The following is a 24,436-nucleotide window of genomic DNA, read 5'->3' on the forward strand; positions in this document are numbered from 1 at the left end:
AATGAAAGAGGAAAATATTGTTGCGGGGAAGTCTTTCCGATTTGCGGTACGGATAGTTAATTTGTACAAGTTTTTATGTGCAGAGCGTAAGGAGTTTGTGTTGTCGAAACAGTTGCTTAGGAGTGGGACGTCGATTGGAGCGTTGATTAGAGAGAGTGAACATGCGCAGTCTAAAGCAGATTTCATTAATAAAGTGAATATAGCTTTAAAAGAGGCCAATGAAACGGAATATTGGCTTCTATTGCTGAAAGAAACAGATTATTTAACCGAGTCAGAGTTTGATTCTATCATAGGGGAGAGCCGTGAATTAATCCGGCTTACAGCAAGTATAGTAAAAACAACAAAATTGAACGTTGAAAACTAATCATTTTCAATTTTCAATTTTCAATTTTCAATTGTTATGGTGAAATCTAAGACCGTTTACGTTTGCCAGAATTGCGGGGCGAAAGAATCCAAGTGGGTAGGGAAATGTGCCACTTGTGGGGAGTGGAATAGTTTTGTGGAGGAAGTGGAAGTTTCCGTGAAGGGGAAACGGGCGGCTTCTATTATCGGGAATAGTTCTTCCCGCCCGTTGAGGTTATCGGAGGTGAAAACCAATGCCGACGAACGGATGGATACGGGCGACGGGGAATTGAACCGGGTGTTGGGAGGCGGAATTGTACCGGGCTCTATGATCTTGTTGGGCGGAGAGCCGGGCATCGGGAAATCCACTCTTATCTTGCAATTTGCCTTGCATAATCATAACGGGAAGGTGCTTTACGTGTCAGGAGAGGAAAGTGTATCCCAGATCAAGATGCGGGCACAACGTTTGGGTGCGGAGAATGACGATTGTTTGTTTCTTTCCGGCAATTCACTGGAAGCGGTGCTGGAACATTCCCGTGCACTGGAACCGAAACTGTTGATTATCGATTCCATTCAGACGTTGTCTACCGAAACGGTGGATGCTATCCCGGGAAGTCTTTCACAAATACGGGAATGCACGAATGTATTGTTGCGTTTCTCCAAAGAAAATACTATTACCACTATATTGATTGGGCATATCACGAAAGACGGTCAACTGGCCGGTCCCAAGATTTTGGAACATATGGTGGATACCGTGTTACAATTCGAGGGTGACCAACAACACATGTATCGTATCCTGCGTTCCATGAAGAACCGTTTCGGTTCGACGTCCGAGATCGGGATATACGAGATGCTGCAATCCGGTTTACGTCAGGTAGCAAATCCTTCCGAGTTGCTCCTTTCCAATCATGACCAGAATTTAAGCGGGGTGGCTGTTGCCGCCACGATGGAAGGCGTCAGAACGATTTTGTTGGAAGTGCAGGCATTGGTAAGCACGGCTGCTTACGGGACGCCCCAGAGGTCCGCGACGGGCTTTGACACCCGTCGTTTGAATATGTTGCTGGCGGTGCTCGAAAAGCGGGTAGGATTTCGTTTGGCGGCAAAGGATGTTTTTCTGAATATCGCGGGAGGTATTCGGGTGAGTGACCCTGCCTTGGATCTCGGCGTGGTTATGGCTGTACTTTCCTCGAATATTGACGCCCCGATACCGTCGGACACGGTATTTGCCGGGGAAGTCGGGCTTTCGGGTGAAATACGTGCCGTTAGTCGTATCGAGCAACGAGTATTGGAAGCCGAGAAACTGGGGTTTCAACAGATATTCGTGCCGTCGGGGAATAAAAAGGCTCTTGTCAAAACTCCGGCACATATAAACGTGAAATTCGTGTCCCGAATAGGAGATATTTGCAGGGATTTGTTCGGTTCATAGATTGTTATCCACCATGTGTTTTCGTAGGATGATGACCGCTTCCCGCCGTTTATTATAGACGGTTTGGAGAGCGATACCTAGTTTTGATGCAATCTCTTCCGGTTTCCAACCTTCGAGATACATACGAATCACTGTGGCGTAATCTTCGGGCAGGATTTGAAGGGAATCGTACAGGGTTTTGTACAGCTCTACACGTTCCATATCGTCCGAGAATTCATATTCTACTTTACACTCCAATTCGAAACGTTGCTGGTGTCCCAAATGTTTTAATTTATTCTTGTATGCGTTTTTCAGGGCGATAAAACAGAATGTCTTAATGTATGCCAGCGTGGGAAATTGAACAGAACTTCGCTTCCATATATCGGCCATGACATCTTGGATAATATCTTCGGACGGGATGTTGAGAGGTTCAAACAAACGAGTTGCATATAGATATAGCTCTCTGTATATCCTACGATAAACAACGCCGAATGCATGGGCATTCCGTTGGTTGAACGATTTCAAAAGTGCATCATCCGACTCGTCTGAGTGAAGTGTCATATTCCTTCAATTTTTGCAAAAATAATATTATTTCGCAAGATGTAATAATTTATCCGCCAATCTTATCACCATTTTATCGTGGAATTCTTGCAATTTTGAAAAAAAATGTAGTTTCTCTCGGTAGTTTTTCCGGTTTCGGTTTATATATGGGTAAAAGCATAAGATATGAAAACAAAAAGAGATATAGACGAATTGATTGATACGATAAAAATACCCTCGGACCGAGAGGTTGAGGCGGCTGTGCGTCGCTTCGAGCAAAGGCTTCGCCGGATGAAGCGTCGTCGTCAAATAATATGGGCTACAAGTTCTGCAGCGGCTGTGATATTATTCGGTATCATTTTCACCTTGTTGTGGACAGAGGAACACAAGAGCGTTGAACCTGTGAAAGTTGCCAAGACCGTGAAAGTCGAAAACAAAGTCGTAGTTCCCACGTTGATTCTTGCCGGGGGAAACAGCGTGAACCTGAAACAAGAGAATGTAGAAAAGACAATTCACGAATCGAATATTCGAGTAGAGGAGAATCATATCGTTTATGATTCTGCCGTGAACAATACTCGGGAGATCGAGTACAACACGCTTGTGATTCCTGCCGGGTACACTTATAATGTTACGCTTGCCGATGGTACTCGGGTAACGCTCAACGCAGGAAGCCGCTTGAAATACCCGGTTGAGTTCGTCGGGGACAAACGGGAGGTAGAGTTGTCCGGGGAAGCGTATTTCGATGTGACCAAATCGGAAAAGCCCTTCGAGGTAAGTGTTTCTGATTCTAAAATCTGGGTTTACGGGACTCAATTCAATGTGAAGACCTCCCGTGAAAATACCGTAGAAACGGTATTGGTGGAGGGAAAAATCGGATTCCGGTCACCCGGTCGGGAGGAAGTGAAAGTTGTTCCCGGCGAACAAGTATCGTATAACGCAACTTCCGGGAATGTCGATGTTAGGCAGGTGGATACACGTTATGCTACTGCATGGATGGATGGTGTGTTCAAGTATCAGGATAAAAAGTTGAATCTTGTACTGGAGGATATTTCTGCTTGGTACGGGGTTGAATTTGAGCTACAAACTGATATTACGATGATTGAGGTTACCATGAATCTGAACAAAAAGACTTCGATAGAGGAGGTGATTTCATTTATCGAGTTGATGACAAATTGTAAATTCATAAAGGAAAGGGGGCATTACATTGTAAATAAGTAACAGAGAATAAAAAGATATCCCGCTAGGCGGGATAATCTTCAAGACAAAATCGCGGTCTTATAAAATTGGACCTTTATTGATCGCGACATTGATGCAGTAAATATTATTTACTATTTAAATTAATTAGTACTACAAATTTATGCAAAAAAAAGGAAGGGCGGTACATCTATCGCTAAAAAAAAGTATGTTGTGCATGTTATTGATATTCACAACGCTTAGTTTCATACCGTTGAATATGTATGGGACAACGAATTTTATTTTGGATGATATCCAGAAAAAGGTGACTATTTCAATGAAAGATACTACTTTGGAGAAAATCCTTGCAGAAATCAATCGGCAAACAGGAGTGGATTATGGTTTTCAGAGTAACGGGAAAGTAGATAAAAACAGGAAGTTTACAATAGACGTAAAAGAAGTTTCTGTCGAGGAAGCACTCACGATTTTGTTGAAAAATAGTCCTTATGATTTTATTTTTGAGAAGAATCGGGTAGTTATTATAGAGCGAAAAAAAGTTGCTAAACCGGTAGATTTGATAAAAATCAGCGGTCGTATCGTGGACGAGAAAGGAAATCCTATTGCCGGTGCGACAATCGTTATCGTGGGAACGACGCAAGGAGTGGCTTCTGATGCGGAGGGACACTACACGATAGCGGCTAAGCCGGATGATGTGTTACGGGTTTCCTTTATCGGTTACAAGACCGAAACGATTGATATTAACGGAAAAGAAAAATTGAATGCTCGTTTGAATCCCACGGAGGAAAATTTGGAAGAGGTGACTGTGGTGGCATTTGGAGAACAGAAACGGGAGAGTATCGTATCTGCAATAACCACGATCAGGCCGGAATCTCTGAAAAGTTCAAATAGTGATTTGACAACAACTTTTGCGGGGAAAGTTCCGGGAATGATTGCGTGGCAAACTGGCGGACTTCCGGGTGCTCTTACTGAAGAGGAGATGAACACTAAGTTTTATATTCGGGGTATCACTTCGTTCGGAGAAAATGCAAAAATTGATCCGCTTATTCTTTTAGACGGAGTGGAGGTCTCGAAACTTGATTTGGCACGTATTGATCCTGAGGATATTGAGGCATTCAGTGTGCTGAAAGATGCTTCTGCTACGGCGATGTATGGTGCGCGTGGTGCAAATGGAGTTATTCTTGTAACGACTAAAAAGGGTGTTGAAGGTAACGTGTATACGTCTATCCGTTATGAGGCAATCATGGCTGAAGCGACCCGAGAAATTGATGTCGTGGATCCGGTAACCTATATGATTGCGTATAATGAAGCGAGCATGGGGCGTTATCCCGAGCAAGGACCGAAGTATTCTGCTGATAAAATAAATAACACGGGGAACCCGCATTTCCCCTCGTGGCTTTACCCGGCTAACGATTGGTATAATATGATTTTTCGGAAAAGGGCAATAAACCATCATTTCGGATTGAATCTTCGTGGGGGCGGCTCAAAAGTTCAATATTACGCCTCACTTAACCATAATTATGATGAAGGGCGTTTTAAATCGGACAGATTGAATGATTTTGATGTCAATGTAAGGAATAATCAGTCTTCTTTACGTGTTAATTTGAATGTGAACATGACAGAGTCGGCAAAACTTGTGGTGACTTCTTTTACTACGCTTGACCAGTATAAGGGACCGGTATCTAGTGCTGCTGGAGCTTATGCAATGGCATTTAAGGCTTCTCCTGTGGATTATGCGGCGATGTATGAACCAGATGAAACCTATAATTGGCCACATTTGATGTTCGGTGGGGTTACGAAAGATTCTCCAAATCCTTACATGGAGATGCAATACGGTTATATCGAGAGAAGACGTTATTCTTCAGTGAATCGTATTGAATATATTCAAAATTTGTCCTTGTTATTGAAAGGATTGGAATTGCGTGGTAATTTATCCATTTATCAAGAAGGGCTTTATGTAACTCCTTTTGTAACAGAGCCCTATATGTACCGATTACTCGATTATGATCATCAAACCGGGAAGCATCAACTTCAGTCTTTGAAAGAGGATGCAAGGAGTACTTTGCAAACGGGGGAGAGTTCGTCTTCAGGATCAACTAGTCTAGAGGGACAATTTTACCTGTTACACAATGGTGTGTGGGGAGACCACACGACGAGTTTCACGTCAGTATTTAATTTGTCGCAGAAGTCAAATGCTCATCCGGGGGATATTTTATCTGCGATTCCCCAAAGAAACATGGGACTGTCAATGCGACTTTCTTATGGGTATAAGAATCGTTATTATTTGGAAGGTAGTTTCGGCTATAATGGTTCCGAACGTTTTGATAAAGATAAAAGATTTGGATTTTTCCCTGCCGCTGGTGCTGCTTGGATTGCTTCCAAGGAGCCGTTCATGCAGTCGACATCAAGGTGGCTCGATTATTTGAAACTTCGATTGTCTTATGGGCAAGTCGGGAATGACGGTATTGGAGGAACTCGTGGAAATCGTTTTCTTTTCCTTCCCAACATAATCCAAAATAAAAACACGAAAGAGTACACAATACGTGCATACGAAAATCCGTATATCGAGTGGGAAATTGCGGAACAGGTTAATTTGGGGGCAGAAATCAAGTTATTTAAAAATTTGATTGAATTGAATATCGATGCCTATCAACAAGTTCGTCATAATATACTCTCGTTCAGAACAACGATCCCCGCCACTGCAGGATTTGGTTTGAATCCTGAGGCCAATATCGGAAAGGCTCGTTCGCGAGGGATAGATTTGGAAGCAAACGTGAGACATTTGTTTAATCCTGATTTCTGGTTTATCCTGAGTGGAACATTCACGTATAGCAAAGCGACCTATCTCAAATTGGACGAGGCATTTGATAAACCCGTGTGGCAGATGAAAAAAGGACACGATATTTCGCAACAAATCGGTTATATCGCCGAAGGCTTGTTCCAGAGTCAGGAAGAAATAGATGCTGCTCCGAAGCAATCAGGTAACGTGATGCCCGGGGATATTCGTTATAGGGATATCAGTGAAGACGGTGTGATTGATGTGTATGATGCCACGCACATAGGGTTCCCTACCACTCCGAGAATTATATACGGTTTTTCTGGTACGCTAGCTTACAAGGATTTTGAATTTAATTTCTCTTTCCAAGGTTCTGGGCAACGGTCTTTGTTTATGAGTGCGTCGGCGTTATCGCCTTTTGTGGGTGACAATGCTTTGTTGAAAGATATTTGGGAGGATCATTGGTCGCCCGATAATATGAAAGTGAGACCTTTGTGGCCTCGGCTTTCCCCGGATGGAATCGAGGCTCATAATAAAGAGGAATATGTGGCAGGACAGGAGGCTACCCGTTATTCCACGTATTTTATGCGCGAAGTAAAATTCTTGCGTTGCACGGCATTGGAGTTGGGGTATAATTTACCTAAGAGATGGTTGGAGAAGATCAAGATACAACGGCTTAAAGTGTATGCCAGAACCAATAACCCGTTTATCATCAGTAATTTTGATTTATGGGATGTAGAATTGGGTAATAGTGCATTCAATTACCCGATACAAAGAACTTATTCTGTAGGTGTTAATCTTAGTTTTTAACTTTTAATGTATGAAAAAGATATTTATAGGAGTAATTGTTTCTTTGCTAGCGTTTACCGGCTGTAAAGATTACTTGGATATTGTCCCGAGAGAGGATATTCAGACTCTTGATGACATTTTCCAAACTAGAACAGGAGCCTTTCAATGGATGGTGGACTGTCATAAAATATATGAGGATTTAGTGTATGGAGAGCATTCGAACATGGCAATTCTGGGGGCGGATGAATATGCTGGAGGACAACGATTAAGAGATCGTTACGCTGCTTTTTTGATTGCGGATGGTGATCAGAACGTGATGCAACCGTACGATAATCGATGGACAACTTCGGGGATATGGCACTTGATTCGTAAGTGTAATACTTTCTTGGAATATATAGATAAAACCTCGAATTTAAAGGATGGTGAATTGGGAGAGTTTACAGGTATCGTAAAAGCCTTGAAAGCGTTTTATTATTTTGAATTGATCAAGCGTTATGGGCCTATTGCCATTGTGGATGAGAATTTAGAGGTGTGGGAATCATCGGAGAATTTGCGTCAGGCTCGACAGCATATTGATACTTGTTTCAACGAGGTTGTTCATCTGTTGGATGAGGCGAGCGTGTTGCTCCCGAAACAGAAAGACAAGAAAGAAAGTATGTATTCTTATTTTTCACAGGAAGCCGCAAAAGCACTGCGCGTAAGGGTGTTGCTTTATGCTGCCTCACCGCTTTATAACGGGAATGGGGCTTTTTATAAAGATTTCAGGAATATGAAAGGTGAGCCGTTGTTCGAGACGGAGTATGATGCTGAAAAGTGGCGGAAGGCTGCCGAGGCCGCAGACCAATTGCTCTCTGAACTTGTGGCGGAAGGGTATGAACTAATTTCTGGAAGTGACAATCAAGATTCGAAATTGCGAAACGTAATACGCGATGTGGAACTGTCCATTTGGGCTCCCGGTTATAAATCGACGGAGGCCATACATGTGGTGGACGGAAGGAATACGCTTTGGGTGAATCAAATCCCAATGTTGGGTACTACCGGAAATACATCAGACGAGAATGGAGACACGCATTGGGGCTCTTATTTTAAAGGAGATCTTGCTGCCAACATGAAAATGGTTGAGATGTTTTATTCGAGTAATGGAGTGCCTATTGATGAGGATATAAATTGGGATTATAACCGAAGGTATCAGATGGGACGCGAGTCGGATGTAAATTATCAGAATATCATCCCTCTTAACGAGGATGTTCTAAGGTTGCATTTGAGACGGGAACCTCGCTTCTACGCTTGCATTGCGGCGCCGGGAACTTATTGGCAAATGGGACCGGATCCAGCCATTTCGTCGGATAGAACGATGAAAGGTGATATCGTGTTGGTTCAGTCTTATAGGGGACAGCGTTTTGGATTGAAAGAGAGAACGATAAATCCGGATTATCCACAGAATCTTACCGGATACTGGGTGAAAAAAGGAACTCGAAGTGAGTTGGCAACATCTGAATATTTAGCTGGCTTGAATCGGCTGAATATACACGAAACGGTGAATATTCGTTTGGCGGAATTGTATTTGATTTCGGCGGAAGCCTGGTTGGAATACGATAAAGGTCCCGGAGGGGCGCACAGCATGCGGATATTCGAATGTTTGAATAAAATACGTGAACGGGCTGGACTTTTGGGGGTAAAAGAATCATGGAGCCGGTATTCTAAAAAGCCGAATAAGGTGAACACGTATGAAGGTATGCAGGAGATCGTTCGTCAAGAAAGAGCCATCGAACTTATGTACGAAGGCCATCGATTCTGGGATTTACGCCGTTGGAAAACGGCTCATTTGGAATTGAACGATAAACCGAAAGGTTGGAATGTGCTGGCGGAAACGAAACGGGAATTTTACAATAGTTACAGAGAGCCGGAGGTAATGTGGGGGCGTGCCCAGTTCTTGGCTCCGCGTGATTACTTGTGGCCGTTGAAGAGCGAGGAAGTGATGATTTCGGGTAATGTGCAAAATCCTGGGTGGTGATACATCGGGGAATATATGATTTCAGATTGAATGATTAAAAATATGAAATGATGAAGAATATATTATTGTTGTTAGCATTTATATGTGGCTTGTTTGCGTGTAAGGACGACGATGGGGGGCAATTCGAAATTGTGGTGGACTCCGACAAGTTACGATTGGTGCCGGTAGAGGGCGGAGCCATTCTTTACTATAAATTCGATGATCCAGAGATAAATCTGGTCAAGGCGGTATACGAGAGTGAGTTTGATGGGGAGATTACCCGTATGGGCAATGTAGCGAGCGATTCTATAGTGTTGAGCGGATTTCATAAACCTCATCAAGGAGTCAAGATAAAGGTTTCTTTGTTGGATAGATCTTACAATGAGTCGACTCCGATCGAGATGACGGTGGATACAAAAGCGTCGTCCATGTACGCCGTGCTGGATGAGCATGCGGACAATCGGCAGGCTTTCGACGTGATCTCTTACTGGGACGGATTCTCGATTTCTTCCGATTTGACGGGTAACGTGGAGGGGACCGTTATAGTGTCATTTATCGGAATAAATCCGTTCACGAAGTTACAAGATACGGTTCAATTGGATATGTTCACGTTGGAACAGGGTAAATATCGGAAAAGTTACTCGATTTCCGATAATCAGAAGGAGCAGTTAAAGGATGGCAAGGTGACGGCAGTGATAAAGACGTTGGACCATAATGCCAAGGTCGTTCGCCATCGAGTGTATCCCGATATTGTTACTATGGAAAGAGTAAAGTTACCGAATGCCAATTTCGAGTTTTACGATCCGTTCAAAAAATCAATAGAGATAGATTTGGGTGGTGATGACGAAATCCCTTCTGCTACTACAAATAAATTTGGATGGAAATACTTGTTTGATGGGGATATCAAAGGTACGAGGAGAGCGAAAACATATTATGAAATATTGAAGCGGGCGAATCAATTTACCTTTCTTACGGATGTAGGTGCTGTGCCGATGGAAGGAGAGGAGCAGCCTTTCTTTGTTATCGATATTAAAAATGAGACGGTGATAGGAGAAGTGCGTCTTTATGCGATGGTAAACTTATTCCAAGGGTCTCAAAGCAATAATTTTAATATGGGTGCAGAGGACGTATACTATGGTCGATTGCCTTCAAATTTTTCTATCTATGGTTGTTGCGATTATGATCCGGCTAACGGGAAAACTTCCGGAACTTGGGAAAAGATCGGAGAATTCAAACAAAAAGGAACAAGAATATCCGATCGTTGGTTTGCTGATCCGGATAAAGTAAAGATGAATCCGGATATGTCGTATTTGGTTTATTATGTACCTCGCACGCAAAGTTTGGTAGAGGTGGAGGCGTTAGGTCCTTATTTTTTGTCTGTACCGATTGAATTTACCGGTAAGCAATATCGTTATCTTAAATTAGAATTTCACGAAGTTTATGACGATGTAAATGGACGCGTGACATTTCATGAGTTTGAAGTTTATGCTAAAAAAGAGTAGTCATCATGAAGAAACTATTATACAGGATATTACCCATGTTTGTCATGGGATGGATTTCATTCACAAGTTGTGAGGATCTTGAGGATACCTATTCGGATTATGCCGGTGACGGACCGAAATCATTATTAACTATTTGTTATGACGTGAAGGCGAAAGCCGGTTGGGAAGAAGTGAATCTTTCTTGGACTGTCAAGGATGATCCCAAGCGGGATTCTATTTTGATCAAGTGGGAAAATGACAACGGTTCGTGGTCGGAATTGCTCGATAAGAATGCGACGGAATATACTCTCAAAGGATTGGGAAACTTCACTTACAGCATTTCTGTTTGCGGGGTGGGAAAGGTTGATGTCAATGGGAATCGGCAGGAATCGCTTGCTAGTCCGGTTTATGTTCGTCCTTACACGCTGGACCATGAGGAGTTGACTATTTTTTCCAGTATGGTATTGAAACAGTTCAAAAGAGGGGATGATTTACTGTTATTTTTGGATAAATGGTCAGAAGATATGGCCTCATTTAAAATCGGGTATTACGAGAATGGGAGTTCTATAGAATCTTTTTGGACGCCTAAAAGAGAGAGAGTGGGGACGGAGGATGACCCGAAATTCTTGCCGGATGGAAAGAATTATCATTGGCTTCGTGATGTTAATTTTGATAAAAAAATCACGATTTACCGGGAGGGGGAGATCGAGGCGCTTCCCGGACTGCAACTTCCTTTGCCTAACGTGGAGGTCAATACATCGACCTTTATCATGAATGCCGATTTCGAGGCATTGGTAGCGATGCAGTTAGGTGTGTCCTCGCTGAGGCTTGAACATCTTGTCGGTGTGAAAAAGTTGGATTTGGACTATAATCTTAGTTCAATGGAGGATATATTATATTTTCCCGACTTGGAAATTATTAATCTCGGTAAAAATAGGTACATGATGGAACAATATGCCCAGGTTACCCAATATCAGTCGAAAGTTGAAGAACATACACTTAGTCTTTTGGCGATGGAGATTTTGCGTGAAGAGAATAAATTAGAGGTAAATCAGTATAATAACCACTATTTTATTGATGATGCGGCGGATTGGTTCGTGAAGAAAGGTAATCCGGTTTTTCCGGCAGGAGTTGAATATATCATTCCGGGTAGCGGAGGATGGGAATGTGAGTCGGATCCGGTGACGGACATGAGGGATATCATGAATTTGTTTGATAATGATTCCAAAACGGAATGGTTGGCAAATATCGGGGTGAGACCGTTTTTGACGATGCGTACTCATGAGATTTTGGTTGATCTGGGTGAATACAAGGATATTCGAGGAATTCGGCTTGTTCAACCGGCGAGTTCGACCGGTATACATTTTAGAATTCCATTTATACGGGTATATTCAGGAAGTTCTGCAGAAGGACCTTGGGTATGGGCTTTGAAGGATTACACCGTGCAGTTGGGAACCTCGCCTAATGAAACCACTTTAATTCCGGTGAAAGATGAGGTAGAAAACCCGATATTGAATACCCGTTACTTAAAGATTATGATACAGGATGTTGCACATCAAGGAAATACTTCCGGACAGATGCGGGCGGCTCTTGCAGAGTTGACATTGATAGGGAGCGGATGGCCTGAATAAATGATTTATTATGAGAGTGTGTCAAAATTCATTTTGGCACACTCCCTGTCAGTAAAGTCAAGTCTCCGGCTTCTAAAGTTTATAAAGTCAATAAACGAATAAAGATAATGATTTTCAACAAGTACATTTGACCTTGTGACTTTATAGGCCTTTCGAATTTATGATCCAGGGGGGAGATTTTGGCATTCTCAAATTTTTTATTGTTGACGTGAAATTGCATATAGTTCATGAAAAAAATACTAATATTATTGGTTGTCGTGTTTGCGATGGGGAAAATTTATGCCCAAACCGGAATAAGATTTGCTCCATCACGTGTGTGGAACAGGATTGTTTCCCAAGCATTGGCGGAAAAGAAATTAATTTTTGTTGTTTGTGCCGCGGAAGAGAGTCGAGCATGTAAGACTTTGGAAGCAGAAGTATTCACGGAGGGTAAGGTCGGAGAGTTTTTCAACGCTCACTTTGTGAACGTTATATTTGATATGCAGAAAGATGCGGACGGGGTCAGTCATGCCAACGAATGGGACGTGAAGAGTGTTCCGACATTGTTGTTTATTGATCCGGAAAATGAGTATCCCATTTGTAAAATAGTGACAGCACTTAATGCTAGTCAACTTTTGAAGGCGGGGGAAATGGCTGTAGATACCAATAAACGAATGGATATCTTGATGAAACGTTTTCGTGGAGGAGAGCGTACGGAGGCGCTTGTTGCTAATCTCATCCCTCAATTGCTTATGGCGGGAATGGAGACTGAAGTGAAACAAATCGTATCGGACTACATGAACGGTTTGAACGTGAAGGAGATGATATCACCATTTAATTGGGCGTTAATCATGCAATTTGAGAATAATCCGTTATCAAAAACATTGCTAGCGGTTCGGGATAATAAAGAAGTTTTTTACGAGATGGAGAAAGTATCTAATGCCCGGCAAGTGGTGAATGCCAAGTTGGCGGATGCCATGGTAAGTATGGCGATGGAGTTTGCAATGAATCCTAATCTTGCCATTTATGATGCAGATTGTTATAATGCATTTATCGAGTACTTGAATACGGCTGATGGTATCGGGAAAGATATTTCAGCAGTTTGGTTAAATACTTCGATGCTTTCGAGGCAAAAGGATTGGAAACAGATGCTGGAAACGATGAAAGTTATAAAAGAAAATGGATTAATGCCGGATCAAATTTATCGTCAGTATTTTTCGTTTTTTATTCGTTCTTTGGCGGCAATGGAGGATAATAAAGCTGTCATTGCCGGGGTGAAGTGGTTGGACGATATTATCACGACGACACCGGGAACTGATAAGCAAGCATGTGCTGTTAAAGGTGAGATGTATATGCTTAAATCCTTGCTTTTGCGAGCTGTCCGTAAACATGGTGGTGCCAAGAAAGCCTTGAAAGAATCCCAAAAATACCTAGAATTATTTCACTAGATTAAAATTCAAAGTATTCAAAACTAATTTTTAAGTTACTGCTTTCGTTTATCGGTAGAGTGAATAAGGTCATTTAGCATTTCACTTGACAATACTTGAGTGATTGACGAAATGTTATCTGTTTGGATAGCATAGCTAAGATGAACGGTTCTGGTTTTAAATGCTTTGAATCCTAGATAGTTCGCCTCTACATGGTAAACGATATTCCTGTCACGTCCAGCATTGATGCCGGGAATCGCATCGTTTCCAAGGTGCTTCGGGATAATGGCCTTCGCAAGGAAGTGGCAGAATTATTGAAAAAGAGTAAGAAAAAGTAATCGTGTTTTATAAATTTGGTGCGTGCTAGGGGGGAGTCGAGAAATGGCTCCCCTCTTTTTATTTATTGTTTACGCCCGTCGGTGATTTTTTCATGAGGCATAAATTTAATTGTCAATGAAAACAGATTTATCGGGTGTAAGTGCACCTTTGAGAGTGTCACCGCTGGTGGCAGATGGCTTGTTTATTCGTCAGGACGAGTATTACAAGAAATATTTTTATGCCGAAATCGTTTGGATAGAGGCATCGGGTAATTATTGCTATTTTCATTTTAAAGATAACTCCCGGATTACCGTGGCGTGCCGTTTGGGTAGCGTGGAGTGGCAGCTACTGGACGCCTATCTTGTTCGTGTACACCGTGGTTTTATCCTGAACCTGCGTTATGTCGACACGTGGGCGGGCAACTCCTTGCGAGCCGGGGAGAAATGGTTCCCGCTGGGGGACTATTACCGGAAAAACGTGTTGGCTTGTTTTAATATACTGGATACTTCCCGGGAGAACCCGAAAAGGGGGAACGGGGAGTAATCGTGTAATTTAATATTCACCGGTCTCGTGGATAGATTTATCGACGGGTGCCGGTGAATATGTTTCAGGTGTTAACACGATACACGAGGTTGGGGAAACCCGATGAATATCCCGTGAAGACGGGGTGTAATCCCGGTGAAGACAGGGAACAAATTCCTTTTAAACTCCTTTCAAACTCCTTTCAAACTCCTTCGGGAAGGTTTTTGAAAAGAGTTTGATGAGAAGGGGAAAGGAATGCGCTAGTTTACTTGTTATTATTTTCAATTTGATTAGTTTGGCGCAAGAACTAGTTAAGAGACAAAAGTTTTTTGGCGTGTTGGAACACGGGAAATATTGTAGTATCTTTGCTGTAATAACGTTTAAAGTAGTTTGATAATGAAGTACCCGATAGGAATCCAGAGTTTTGACCGGATTATAGAGGACGGTTACGTTTACGTGGATAAAACCGCCTTGATTTACTCGCTGGTGAAAGAAGGAACGATCTATTTCTTGAGTCGTCCGCGTCGTTTCGGGAAGAGTCTTTTGGTGTCGACCTTGAAGAATTATTTCCTCGGTCGGAAGGAGCTTTTCAAGGGACTGGCGATGGAGGGACTGGAGAAGGATTGGCTGGAGTACCCGGTGTTTCATGTTGATTTCAACGGGAGCAATTTCACGGAGGGAGGTACGTTGGAAAATGTAATTGAAGGGTATATATCCCGTTGGGAGCAAGATTTTGGGATAGCGTCGGACAATTCCCTCGACAGGGGACGGCGTTTTATTCAAGTGCTGGAGCAGTCGCACGAGCGAACGGGACAGCGTGCGGTGGTGCTTATCGACGAGTATGACAAGCCGATTCTTGACGTGCTTGATACCCGGTTGGAAACGGAAGTCGACGGGAACTGTGGACGATTGGAAGGTGATCGAGTGATACTTGCAATATAAATTATGGCAGTGAATTGGGAAGAGCAGATATTGATTGATTTCCGGAAAGGGAAGTTGGATTTGTTGTACCGGGAGGTATATCCCGGGCTGATTCTCTATGCCGTGAAGTACTTGGGAGGGGAGAGTGAATTTTTGGCGGAGGATTGCGTGCAGAATGCCATTTTCAGCGCTTGGCAGCGACGGACAAAATTTGACTCCGTGTACACGTTCAAGTCATTTTTATATACTTCGATAAAGAACGAGATCATTAGTATTCACCGTAAAAATTCTGCAAAGGAGCGTTATGTATCGCAATTGGAGAATGAAGCGTTTTTCCAAAATTCGGTAATCGATCAGGAGGCGCAGACGATTTTGTACAACGCGATAGAAGAGTTGCCGGAGAAAGCGAGAATGGTGTTCGAGATGAGTTTTATCGAGGGGTTGAAAAACGTGGAGATTGCCGAGAAGTTGGGATTATTTGATAGTTCGGTCAAGAAATACAAAGCGAGTGCCCTTGATTTTCTGAGAGAAAAACTAGAATCTACGTTATTTTCTTTCTTATTTCTTTCCTTGTAATTAGAGGTTTATAATTTTTTTTGAAAAAAGATGCTTTTTCTATTACCCCATTCGGGGGAGGTTGCGTTATAGGGATAAATTTAAGAATCGATGATGATGCGTGATAATAAAATCGAATACCGGATAGCGAAATTGTTGGCTCGCCAGCGTGCCGGGCAAATCACGGACGAGGAGATGCGGGAGTTGGAGGTGTGGAAGGAGAACTCTCCCGAGAACGAGGAGTTGTTTCTTCGTTGGCAGAGAGGTGATTTCTTTTCGGAAGAATACGCTAAATACAAAAAGATAAATGGTATTCGGGCAAAGAATGCCATGCAGAAAAGAATCGACCGGGAACGCCGTGCCGGATTGCGTTTAAGGATATTGCGCTTTGGTGTGGCTGCCGCCGTAGTGTTATTGGTCGTTGGCAGTTTCTACTTGTTCAAGGGTGAACGGGAAGAGAAACGTGACGCTATGCCCTCTATAGCCTTGATTTCCGCCCAGCGCCCGACGCTGAAGTTGAATGACGGTTCGGTCGTGCTGTTGGATAGTGTTGCCGCCGGGTTTAAGGAAGAAGGGGTGACCGTGGCAAGAACGGGTGGTTCGACGTTGGCTTATCTGGCAGAAGATGCCATTAGTAAGCAGGTATTGGCCTTCAACACGTTGAATGTACCGAAGGGGGCGGAGTTCGATTTGATACTGGCTGACGGTACTCAAGTGTGGTTGAACGCGGAGTCGAAATTGAAATACCCGGTTGCTTTCGGGGGCAAGGAACGAGTGGTAGAGTTGGAGGGCGAGGGATTCTTCAAGGTGTCGAAAGACGCTGCACGCCCGTTTCGGGTGAAAACAAAGGGTCAAGTAGTGGAGGTGCTGGGAACGGAGTTTAACGTGGATGCTTATCCCGACGGAGAATACGTTTACACGACTTTGGTGGAGGGAAAAGTAAAAGTAGATACCGATGGGAAGAGTCTGGAATTAACCCCCGGTATGCAGTCCGTGGTCGGGAAACAGAATGTATATACCCGGAAGGTGAACACGGGGGATATCGTGAGTTGGCGGAACGGGATGTTCGTGTTGGAGGATAAGACACTGGAAGAGATTATGTCCAAGTTGACTCGTTGGTATGATTTCAGCGTTTTCTACCAGAATCAAGCCGCCAAGGATATTACTTTTAAGGGAAAGATTCCACGGTATGCTTCCTTCGAGTCAATTCTGGATATTCTGGAACGAACGGGTGAAGTGAAATTCAAGGTATCGGGACAAACGGTGACTGTATACCAGTGATATAAATAAAAAAGGGGAATTTGGTCGATTCCCCTATTACAAAACATCTGTTGGTCGCAGATGCATGTTTAACTGTAATGCTTTACAAATGTATGAAAAAAAAGAGTACAACGTGTAGTCTTCCGGAAGGAAGATTGCGAAAAATTCTGTTAGTTATGACATTGAAGTTTTTTGTTCTGCTATTGACGTTCGGGACAGCGAGTGCCATGGGGTACGCGCAGGAGCAGAAATTGAACGTGGTGTTTCATGATGAAATGCTGGAAAACGTGTTGGAATATCTCAAGGAGAACACGGATTACGAGTTCGTGTACCGGAAGGAGATTCTAGGAAATACAAAAGTGAAAAATGTAGAGTTGAAGGACGTAACCTTGCGGGAAGTGCTGGATCAGGTGTTACGGCAGAACGGTTTTGATTACGAGATCGTAGATCAAGTGATAGTGATCCGTAAACTTCCGACGGTGCAACAAAAGAAGGAAATTAAGATTGCCGGGCAGGTGACCGACGAGCAAAAGAATCCCATGCCGGGAGTAACCGTCATGGTGAAGGGGTTGACGATAGGGACGGCGACAGATCGGAACGGAAAATACGTGTTGAGATTGCCGGAGGTGAAAGATCTGACATTGATATTCTCTTTCATCGGGATGGAATCTAAAGAGGTGAAATACACGGGGCAGGACACGATCAACGTGGTATTGAGGGAAACCGTGAACGAGATGGACGAGGTAACCGTGGTCAGTACCGGTTACCAGAACGTGAACCGGAGAGATATGGTGGGTTCCTATACCACGGTGAAAGCGGAAGATATCATGATGCCTGCTTATGCCACTATCGACCAGATGTTGCAGGGACAGGTGCCGGGTATGATGGTATTGAGTTCCAGTACCCGTGCGGGTACTACTCCTAAAATTCAGATACGCGGTACTTCCACGTTATTGGGAAATCAAGATCCCATTTGGGTGGTGGACGGGATTATTCAGGACGACCCGATTTCCCTTAATGCCAGTTCCAACATGACTTTGGATATGAAGGAAATTATTGGAAATCAGGTGTCTTGGTTGAATCCGAATGATATTGAAACCATTACTGTGTTGAAAGATGCTTCTGCCACGGCTATTTACGGTTCCCGGGCTTCCAATGGTGTGATTGTGATCACGACGAAGAAAGGAAAGACGGGACGTATGTCTATCAATTACGCCGGTAATTTCTCGATAGCCCCTCGTCCGAGATACAAGAATTTCAATTTGATGAATTCGCAGGAACGAGTGCAATTCAGCGAGGATGCTTTTGCCGCCGGATTGAGGTATAAATTTGAGCCGATAAAACAAATTAATACTTATGAGGGAGCCTTGAAGATGTTCCAGAGCGGGGAAATGACGTCGGATGAATTTATTAAAACACGTAATTATTTGGAAACGGTGAACACTGATTGGTTGGATTTGTTAACCCGGACTTCTTTCGGGCACAATCATAACGTGAGTGTTACCGGGGCGTCGGATAAGGTGAATTACGCTCTTTCCGTGGGTTATAATTCAAATGACGGGCAGGAGAAAGGAAATAGTTCCGAGCGTTTGACTGCACGGGCAGCCGTGACCTTGAATATGAGTGATAATATTCGTGTGAACTTGACATTGAATGGTACAACCGGAACAAACAAAGGGTTCAACGGGGTAGACCCCTTGAACTATGCTTTGACAACAAGCCGTTCCATCGCGGCATTCGAAGAAGACGGAAGTTATTCCTATTACCGGAAAAGATTGGAATACAAGTACAATAAAGAAGTAGAATCTATCGGTTACAACGTGCTCAATGAATTGGAAAACACGGGTTCGGAAGTCAACACGGGTAGTTTGAAGTTGAGTTTTGATTTTCAATGGAAATTATTGAGTTGGCTGACCTATCAGTTTACTGGTGGGTACTCGTACAACACGACGAACAGCCAATCGTGGGCGTTGGAGCGTTCTACGGCAATCGCCTCGGCGTATCGGGGTTATGATTATGGTTCCGTGAGCGCCGAACACCCGTGGTTTAGTGCGGCTCTTTTGCCTTTCGGGGGAACGCTGTTCAGTTCTGCTGCCACGGTAACCTCGTATAACGTCCAGAATAAATTGATGTTCTCGAGATCGTTTAACGAGAATCACCGCTTGAATGCCATGGTGGCGATAGAAGCCCGTTCCACGAAAAACAAAAACGATCAAAACACACGCTACGGGTATGTACCCGACCGGGGTAATTTGACGGTACGTCCTACTCTGCCGGAAGATTTTGTTCCCGTGGGGGGAGGTGCCTCTTTGACGGGTTACGGGATATTGGAAGATTTATACAACGGTAGAAGTACTTTGAGCGAAAAGACGGATAATTTCTTCTCTGTTTTCGCGACCTTGGCTTATTCGTTGAAAAACAGGTATGTTTTTAATTTCAACGTGCGTAATGACGCCTCCAATCGTTTTGGGCAGAACACGAATAAACGATTCGACCCGACTTATTCTTTTGGTTTATCATGGAGGATGACTGAGGAGGAATTTATGCGGAACCAACGGGTATTGACAAACGTGAATTTGAAAGCGACTTGGGGGATTCAGGGAAATGCTTTGACGAATCTCAGTCCGGATTTAATATTGAACCAGAATGGGGTATTGGGGATATTCAACGAGTATTATTCGTCCATCAATTCTATTCCTAACCCGAACCTCTCTTGGGAACGCACACATTCGTGGAATTTCGGGTTGGATTTGCAGTTCTTCGGTAAAGTGAATGCCAATATCGATTACTACATCCGGCGTTCCAACGCGATTATCTCCAAGGACATTCCTTTCGAGAACGGTAGAGATGCCATGTCTGTCAATGGTGGGATAATCTATAACAAAGGTATCGAGTTTACGGTTTCTTTCGTTCCAGTGAATACGAAGAATTTCGGTATTAACATGAGCGTGAACTCTTCCAAGAACTGGAACTCCGGGGGGAAAGTCGATAAAGAAGTTGCCGATTTGGGTCAATTTTTGAACGGAACTACTGAAAGAATTTTGAAAAAGGGCTATCCGTTAGGAAGTATGTGGTCGTTTGACTTTGCCGGGTTGAATCCTGAAAACGGTCGCGCGATGTTCAATCGCATTATGTCGAAAGAGGAGTATAACGGGGACATGACCAGTTTCTTGAAATACTCCGGTCAGAAAGACCCTTATTTCACGGGAGGGGTAAATTTGAATATTCGTTATCGTTCTTTCACGTTGGCAACTTCATTTTCGTTGTTGTTAGGGGGTGTTGCCCGTTTGAGTTCTCCCTATCGTGATTTGGATACGGGGATTTATATGCCGAATGCGGAAAATAATCTTAACCGGGACTTGCTGAAACGCTGGAAACAACCGGGTGACGAGGCGCACACGAGTATCCCGGGATTCGTGATTGGAGGTAAAAATTACACGATGGAAATACCGGTAAATTCCAGGTATAATTTGTTTACCGCTTATGCTAATTCGGACGCGTTGACGGTACCGCGGTCATTCTTGCGTTGCCGGGGATTAAACTTGAGTTGGAGATTGAACAACGAGATGGCACAACGGATCGGGTTAAATAGTTTGACGGTGACGGCTTCCGTGAATAACTTGTTTGTCATTGCTTCCAAGCGCTACAACGGTTTTGACCCGGAGATGCCCAATCGAGTGATGCCCAAGACCTATTCGGTAGGAATTAATGTTGGTTTTTAAATGATTTGATATATGAAAAAGATATTATTCAATATAATTTTGCTCACGAGTTTATGTGCTTGTTCGAGCTTTTTGGAACCGGATTCTCCCAGTGAATACGTGCCCAAAAACGTCAATGCTTTGAACGAGATGCTGTTGGGAGATGCTTACCCGTTAGCAACTTCCGAGGGGTTGTTCAATCTTCACCATGCTTTTGACGATGATATCGAGATGAGTGAAGACTGTATTTTGCAGACCTCTACTCAGGGGATTGTCGGTTTGCAATACATCTATTCATGGAATCCTCATATGTTTGAGTTATATCCCTCGCAAACTTCCGTTTCGGAATGGAACAAGTATTACCAGTATATTTTGGGAGCGAATGCCGCTTTGGATTATCTGGACGACGTGAAGGGCTCGGCAGAGGAGAAGGCTTACGTGGCCGCGCAGGCTTATGCTTTGCGTGCGTTCTATTATTTCAATCTGGTAAACCTTTTCGGGGAACCGTACAATCACGATAAGAATGCCGACGGGGTGCCTTTGAAATTAACGAGTAATTTGTTAAGTAGTTTCGAGAAAAGGGAAACGGTTGCCAAGGTGTACGAGCAGATCGTGAAGGATTTGAATGCCGCGGAAGAGAATTTCCTGCTCTTGCCGATGGATCAACAGAATGCGGCGGGTTACCGTATAAATTTACCGGCTGTGCAATTACTCCATGCCCGCGTATGCCTGCACATGGAGGATATGGAAGAGGCTGCCCGATACGCGAAGAAAGTGATCGGGGATTGGGGGTTCGAGTTGTATGACTTGAAATCGTTCGTGAAGAAAACAACCATCACGGCAGGGGAAGATGCTTCTTATCCCAATTACGTGTCATTGGATAACCCGGAAACCATTTGGGTGTACGGGAATTCGGGGGATTTTACCGGGATCATCGGGGGTTCGGAAAGAATGGAAGATGGAACCACCTATGGCTATTACGTGAATGTTTCCCGTGATCTGATTGCTTGTTATAAAGATGAAGAGGATTTGCGGAAGACACTCTATCTCGTGGAAGAGTTACGCGGACCGATGAGTGCGAAACCGGAGCAACTGAAGCCGGTTGCCGGGCACTATCTCCCGTGGAGCAAGTGCGGGATGCAATATAATAATAAAGTAAAAGCTAAAACGGAATTCGGTATGTCACTTCGTTTGTCGGAGGCTTATTTGATACTCGCGGAAGCCGTCTATGACACGGACGAATCTTTGGCTTTGAAAATGATAAATGATTTACGTGAGAAGCGATACGCGGCGGATACGGATTACGAGGTAAATTATTCCGGCGAGGAGCTGTTGAATTTTATTCGGGAAGAACGTCGTCGGGAACTCTGTTTCGAGGGACAGCGCTGGTTTGATTTGCGTCGTTACGGGATGCCTCGTTTCGAGCGTCGCTGGGTGGAGTTGGGGGTAAATTTAGGCAAGTACGTGATGGAGGAGGGTGATGCCGCCTACACTTTGCCGATCCCTGTAAACGTGATAGAGCGTAATTCCGCCCTGACTCAGAATAAATTAACAACCGAGAAAACATTACAATAAAACGAGGAACCATGAAATACAAGTATGCCTTTAGTTTGATATTCTTGTTGGCAACGTTAGTTGCTTGTAACGATGAGGATAAATTGTATCCCCGTTCTGAGGATGCTTCCAGTATCAGTCGTTTTGAATTTCCTCAAGGGAATAACGCTTGGGATCAAGATTTGTTGGAAATCGCGAATACCTTCGGAACGATTCCCATTTACACGGCTTTCGATACCTTGGATTTGAATCAAGCTTGGTCCGGGACGTTCACGATAAAATATTACGGGGAACCCTTGAGTGACGAGTACGCGATATTTTATACCGATTTTTTCAAGAATCATGTATTTGGTTTCTTGAAACCGGAATTGTGTAAAGGTGTGTTACCCAATTATATCTATTTGGTCGATGATCTTCGTCAAGCAGGAGGTTTTACAGGCGGATACGCTCCTTTGCTCTGTTTTTGGGGCGGATTGGATTATTGGGCGTTTTCTTTCCGTGCGAAGGAGGAAAATTTGGCTTACTATGATTACGGGAGTATAATCATTAGACCGTATAAGCCTTACGATTTGCCGAAAACCCCATGGGAGTATAAGATACGGCGTACCGTTATTCTGCAAAACATTTTGACCAAGATGGTGGATAAAGGTACGATCGCGATTCCGGCAGATTTTCAAACGGGAGGAGCTTTCGATTATTCGATAAAATTCAGCACTTCGGTGAATGCCGAGAATTATTATATGAAACTCGGTTATCCCGGGAGTATGCTCGTGACGGCTTACGATTTCACACCTCTCCAGACAACGCTGACCATGGATGCCAAAACCAATTTCTCTAATTATTTGAAATTGGGAATGCGCTACACCCGTGATTCGGTATTGATCAAGTACCCGGAAGACAAGTACCCGTTGATCATCCGGTACTATGATTTCACGGTGAAATACATGAAAGATAAATACGATTGGGATATTACTCGAATGGCGGCTTTGAAAGAAGATTAATATGATGAAATTATTCGTATCTACTTTATTTATGTTATTGACGTTTAGCGTTTCCGCGCAGTTTTCCCTGAAGGGGAAACTGCGGACGCTACGTCCGTTGACAATCAAGGTGACCGATTTGTCGGGGAATACGATTGTCGAGTGTTCGGTGAAGAGTGGAGAGGAATTCAAAACCAAACCGGTACGTATCAAGAAAGATTTGTATAACGTCCATTTCGGAAGTTACTCGGAAATGATGATCCTCACGGATAGTCCTGTAATATTGAAAGGCTTTCTGAATGAAGACCGGCCGGAAGAGAGTTCCATAGAGTTCGACGGGATTGATCTGTATATGCAATATATGGATATCATGGCTAAATTTAGGGCTTCGGGCTCTAGGCGGGAGGAGATCCAGAATCCCGTGAAAAACGATTCGGCACTGGATCCCGTGGTACGAGTTTCGTTGATGTATTTGAACAAGGGATTCTTTGATCTGGATTACGAGTCTTACAGGCAGATATTGGATATGATTCCCGAGAACGAGAGGGAATCGCGGGTAGTGAAATACCTCGTGGATGAGGTGGCACGTCGCCGGAAATTTGCTTTGGGGCAGCAGGCTTACAATTTTACTTTCGTGGGTTTGGACGGGAATGACGTGAGCTTAAGTGATTTCAAGGGGAAGTTGGTACTGTTGGATTTCTCTGCCTCTTGGTGCGGGGGATGTCGCACGGAAGCGAGAAAGTTGGTTAAAGAGTACGACTCTATGAAAGGGGATGATCTTGTCGTTATCACGATATCCATGGACAACCGGGAAAAAGATTGGCGTAGGATGGTCGAGGAGGATAAACTGCCTTGGGTGACCTTGTGGAACCGGGAAGGATTCACGAAAGGGAACAAGCAAAATGTAATTCAGGATGCCTACGGTTTTTATCAGATTCCTTTTATCGTTCTAATCGATAAAGAGGGTAAGATCATAGCCCGTGACTTGCGGGGCGACGAGGTGAAAAAGGCAATAGAAAAAGCGAGAAAGACGTATCAATTTTAGATTTTAAATTTTAGATTGAAGGATTA

Annotated in this window: 17 protein-coding genes and 1 pseudogene; 17 read left to right on the forward strand and 1 reads right to left on the reverse strand. The window is 43.6% G+C overall.

From position 1 onward, the window contains the following. Nucleotide 1: 1 nt before the first annotated feature. Both CS948_RS09265 and radA read left to right on the forward strand, forming a co-directional pair. The gene (locus CS948_RS09265; protein WP_099291400.1) at nucleotides 2-364 is read left to right on the forward strand and encodes a four helix bundle protein; all 363 of its coding nucleotides are present in this window, start codon (nucleotides 2-4) and stop codon (nucleotides 362-364) included. A gap of 36 nt (nucleotides 365-400) precedes the next feature. Continuing rightward, the gene (gene radA, locus CS948_RS09270; protein WP_099291401.1) at nucleotides 401-1,768 is read left to right on the forward strand and encodes a DNA repair protein RadA; all 1,368 of its coding nucleotides are present in this window, start codon (nucleotides 401-403) and stop codon (nucleotides 1,766-1,768) included. Here the strand turns inward: radA and CS948_RS09275 are convergent. Further along, nucleotides 1,763-2,308: an RNA polymerase sigma factor gene (locus tag CS948_RS09275; RefSeq protein ID WP_099291402.1), complete on the reverse strand. Its 546-nt coding sequence runs from the start codon at nucleotides 2,306-2,308 to the stop codon at nucleotides 1,763-1,765. The genes radA and CS948_RS09275 overlap by 6 nt on opposite strands. 165 nt (nucleotides 2,309-2,473) lie before the next feature. Here CS948_RS09275 and CS948_RS09280 point away from each other — a divergent pair, with 165 nt between their 5' ends. The 15 genes and pseudogenes from CS948_RS09280 (at nucleotide 2,474) to CS948_RS09345 (ending at nucleotide 24,410) form a co-directional block, all read left to right on the forward strand. After that, nucleotides 2,474-3,505, forward strand: a complete 1,032-nt coding sequence (locus CS948_RS09280) for a FecR family protein (protein WP_099291403.1) — start codon at nucleotides 2,474-2,476, stop codon at nucleotides 3,503-3,505. A 193-nt stretch (nucleotides 3,506-3,698) separates the two neighbouring features. Further along, the gene (locus CS948_RS09285; protein ID WP_255301932.1) at nucleotides 3,699-7,064 is read left to right on the forward strand and encodes a TonB-dependent receptor; all 3,366 of its coding nucleotides are present in this window, start codon (nucleotides 3,699-3,701) and stop codon (nucleotides 7,062-7,064) included. Between the two features lie 10 nt (nucleotides 7,065-7,074). Continuing rightward, a complete protein-coding gene (locus CS948_RS09290; RefSeq protein WP_099291405.1) occupies nucleotides 7,075-9,057 on the forward strand; it encodes a RagB/SusD family nutrient uptake outer membrane protein in 1,983 nt (660 codons plus the stop codon). 50 nt (nucleotides 9,058-9,107) lie between these two features. Then, the gene (locus CS948_RS09295; protein WP_176554990.1) at nucleotides 9,108-10,538 is read left to right on the forward strand and encodes a DUF4959 domain-containing protein; all 1,431 of its coding nucleotides are present in this window, start codon (nucleotides 9,108-9,110) and stop codon (nucleotides 10,536-10,538) included. Nucleotides 10,539-10,543: 5 nt separating this feature from the next. Next, complete coding sequence (locus CS948_RS09300; RefSeq protein WP_141560917.1) at nucleotides 10,544-12,148, forward strand: DUF4998 domain-containing protein; 1,605 nt, start codon at nucleotides 10,544-10,546, stop codon at nucleotides 12,146-12,148. Nucleotides 12,149-12,375: 227 nt separating this feature from the next. Beyond that, complete coding sequence (locus CS948_RS09305) at nucleotides 12,376-13,575, forward strand: thioredoxin fold domain-containing protein (RefSeq protein ID WP_099291408.1); 1,200 nt, start codon at nucleotides 12,376-12,378, stop codon at nucleotides 13,573-13,575. A gap of 191 nt (nucleotides 13,576-13,766) precedes the next feature. Then, nucleotides 13,767-13,892, forward strand: a complete 126-nt coding sequence (locus CS948_RS21875) for a hypothetical protein (protein ID WP_255301933.1) — start codon at nucleotides 13,767-13,769, stop codon at nucleotides 13,890-13,892. A 115-nt stretch (nucleotides 13,893-14,007) separates the two neighbouring features. Next, on the forward strand, nucleotides 14,008-14,415 hold the full coding sequence (locus CS948_RS09310) for a LytTR family DNA-binding domain-containing protein (protein ID WP_099291409.1): 408 nt from the start codon (nucleotides 14,008-14,010) through the stop codon (nucleotides 14,413-14,415). 375 nt (nucleotides 14,416-14,790) lie between these two features. After that, a pseudogene (locus CS948_RS09315) lies at nucleotides 14,791-15,282 on the forward strand (AAA family ATPase); the annotation flags it as partial. A 57-nt stretch (nucleotides 15,283-15,339) separates the two neighbouring features. Then, complete coding sequence (locus tag CS948_RS09320) at nucleotides 15,340-15,891, forward strand: sigma-70 family RNA polymerase sigma factor (protein ID WP_255301934.1); 552 nt, start codon at nucleotides 15,340-15,342, stop codon at nucleotides 15,889-15,891. Between the two features lie 90 nt (nucleotides 15,892-15,981). Beyond that, on the forward strand, nucleotides 15,982-17,151 hold the full coding sequence (locus CS948_RS09325; RefSeq protein WP_099291410.1) for a FecR family protein: 1,170 nt from the start codon (nucleotides 15,982-15,984) through the stop codon (nucleotides 17,149-17,151). Between the two features lie 155 nt (nucleotides 17,152-17,306). Beyond that, complete coding sequence (locus tag CS948_RS09330; protein WP_255301935.1) at nucleotides 17,307-20,852, forward strand: SusC/RagA family TonB-linked outer membrane protein; 3,546 nt, start codon at nucleotides 17,307-17,309, stop codon at nucleotides 20,850-20,852. Between the two features lie 12 nt (nucleotides 20,853-20,864). Further along, nucleotides 20,865-22,406 carry a RagB/SusD family nutrient uptake outer membrane protein gene (locus tag CS948_RS09335; RefSeq protein ID WP_099291412.1) on the forward strand — a complete coding sequence of 514 codons (1,542 nt, stop codon included), beginning with the start codon at nucleotides 20,865-20,867 and terminating at the stop codon, nucleotides 22,404-22,406. Nucleotides 22,407-22,417: 11 nt separating this feature from the next. Further along, complete coding sequence (locus CS948_RS09340) at nucleotides 22,418-23,386, forward strand: hypothetical protein (protein ID WP_099291413.1); 969 nt, start codon at nucleotides 22,418-22,420, stop codon at nucleotides 23,384-23,386. Between the two features lies 1 nt (nucleotide 23,387). Beyond that, a complete protein-coding gene (locus CS948_RS09345; protein ID WP_099291414.1) occupies nucleotides 23,388-24,410 on the forward strand; it encodes a peroxiredoxin in 1,023 nt (340 codons plus the stop codon). Nucleotides 24,411-24,436 lie beyond the last annotated feature (26 nt).

Origin of the sequence: Butyricimonas sp. Marseille-P3923 (assembly GCF_900184685.1) — a bacterium.
Lineage (GTDB): Bacteria > Bacteroidota > Bacteroidia > Bacteroidales > Marinifilaceae > Butyricimonas > Butyricimonas muris.